The sequence below is a fragment of the Microcoleus sp. S13_B4 genome, assembly GCF_036700885.1.
GTDB lineage: Bacteria > Cyanobacteriota > Cyanobacteriia > Cyanobacteriales > Microcoleaceae > Microcoleus.
Map to the genome: position 1 here is coordinate 1 of NZ_JAUBPU010000131.1, position 2,445 is coordinate 2,445.

Genomic DNA, 2,445 nt, shown 5'->3' on the forward strand with positions numbered 1-2,445 from the left:
ACGCTTTCTTTAAAGGATGGCTGCTTCTAAGCCAACCTCCTGGTTGTTTTGGAAATCCCACATGCTTTCCCACTTAGTGATGACTTGGGGACCTTAGCTGTAGGTTAGGGCTGTTTCCCTTTTGACGACGGACCTTAGCACCCGCCGTCTGTCTGCCAGACAAGACTCGATGGTATTCGGAGTTTGGTTAGGTTTGGTACCGCTCGCGCAGCCCTAGCCCATCCAGTGCTCTACCCCCATCGGCATACATCTGACGCTCTACCTCAATAGATTTCGCGGAGAACCAGCTATTTCCCGGCTTGATTGGCCTTTCACCCCTAAACACAAGTCATCCGATAATTTTTCAACATTAAACGGTTCGGTCCTCCAGTGCGTGTTACCGCACCTTCAACCTGCTCATGCCTAGATCGCCGGGTTTCGGGTCTAATCCAACATACTCAGTCGCCCTATTCAGACTCGCTTTCGCTTCGCCTACACCTAACGGCTTAAGCTCGCATGCTAGATTAAGTCACTGACCCATTATGCAAGAGGTACGCTGTCACCCCCTAAAGAGGCTCCAACTGCTTGTAAGCATCCGGTTTCAGGTACTGTTTCACTCCCCTAATCGGGGTGCTTTTCACCTTTCCCTCACGGTACTGTGTTCGCTATCGGTCATGTACGAGTATTTAGGCTTAGAGGGTGGTCCCCCTATGTTCAGACAGGATTTCACGTGTCCCGCCCTACTCAAGTCCTTCATCATCACTTTCGCATACGGGACTGTCACCCGCTATGGTCACACTTTCCAGAGTGTTCTGCTAGTTGAAATGAAGGCACTGGCCTGGTCCCGGTTCGCTCGCCACTACTACGGGAATCTCTGTTGATGTCTTTTCCTCCGGGTACTGAGATGTTTCAGTTCCCCGGGTTCGCTTCACCAAGCCTATTTTATTCAGCTCGGTGATACCTTATCCACCTCGCCCAGGCAGCCCGAAAGCCAACTGGAAGAAATGGTGAAGGTGGGTTTCCCCATTCGGAAATCGCCGGATCAAAGTTTGCTCACAACTCCCCGACGCTTATCGCAGCGTGCCACGTCCTTCATCGCCTGTACATGCCAAGGCATCCACCAAATGCTCTTACCTCACGCTTGAGAATCCACACCATCAACGTCAGGCCTGCATAAAACCTGAGCGCTTGAAGACGGTGGGAGAAATTATCTCAGCCAGATAATCAATTTGATTGATTTGTGATGCACGATCGCCGGCACAGACCAAAGTCTGCCCGTTACAATCCATGCGCCACGGCATCGATTTAAAAACCCATTCACAATGTCAAAGATCGGCAAATCCCATGCAAAACATGGCGACCGCCTCACCCTGCCTCCAATCGCTTGGGGCGGGGATCAGTTTTCGTTTCATCTATCGGATTGTGCGCGCTGACCAAAGCCGCGCCGCACCATGTGTACCTGGTGGAGCCTATCGGGATCGAACCGATGACCCCCTGCTTGCAAAGCAGGTGCTCTCCCAGCTGAGCTAAGGCCCCTAAAGCTTAAAGGATGGTGGGCCTGGGAGGATTCGAACCTCCGACCTCACCCTTATCAGGGGTGCGCTCTAACCAACTGAGCTACAGGCCCGCACCGCGCATCGCTGACGGCCTATTCTCGCGAATGGGCTGCCGCGGGCGGCGTGAGCCAGCTCAGGCGTTTCGCTTGCACGATGCACAAGGCTTCGCACAGCGATCTCCAGTGATGAAAGGACATGAGGACGACGGCAATGTTCTTTGGAGATTGCGAAGCTCTTCCGGAGGCTAGCTCCAGCGCTTTCGCAAAGATCCTTAGAAAGGAGGTGATCCAGCCGCAGGTTCCCCTACGGCTACCTTGTTACGACTTCACCCCAGTCGCTGAACCCACCGTGGTCGCCTGCCTCCCTTGCGGGTTAGCGCAGCGCCTTCGGGTGAATCCAACTCCCATGGTGTGACGGGCGGTGTGTACAAGGCCTGGGAACGTATTCACCGCGGCATGCTGATCCGCGATTACTAGCGATTCCGCCTTCATGCTCTCGAGTTGCAGAGAACAATCCGAACTGAGACGTCTTTTAGAGATTAGCACGACCTCGCGGTCTAGCTGCCCACTGTCAACGCCATTGTAGCACGTGTGTAGCCCAGCCTGTAAGGGCCATGAGGACTTGACGTCATCCCCACCTTCCTCCGGCTTATCACCGGCAGTTTCCTTAAAGTGCCCAACTAAATGATGGCAACTAAGGATGAGGGTTGCGCTCGTTGCGGGACTTAACCCAACATCTCACGACACGAGCTGACGACAGCCATGCAGCACCTGTCACTGGTCCAGCCGAACTGAAGGAAAAGATCTCTCTAATCCGCGACCAGGATGTCAAAGGCTGGTAAGGTTCTGCGCGTTGCTTCGAATTAAACCACATGCTCCACCGCTTGTGCAGGCCCCCGTCAATTCCTTTG

Annotated in this window: 2 tRNA genes and 2 rRNA genes; all 4 read right to left on the reverse strand. The window is 53.9% G+C overall.

The features are described from left to right. A 23S ribosomal RNA gene (locus QT994_RS27465) occupies positions 1 to 1,123 on the reverse strand; the annotation flags it as partial. Positions 1,124 to 1,439: 316 nt separating this feature from the next. Continuing rightward, positions 1,440 to 1,515 (reverse strand) — tRNA-Ala (locus QT994_RS27470). 14 nt (positions 1,516 to 1,529) lie between these two features. Further along, a tRNA-Ile gene (locus tag QT994_RS27475) sits at positions 1,530 to 1,606 on the reverse strand. Positions 1,607 to 1,810: 204 nt separating this feature from the next. Then, positions 1,811 to 2,445: ribosomal RNA gene (locus tag QT994_RS27480) — 16S ribosomal RNA — on the reverse strand; the annotation flags it as partial.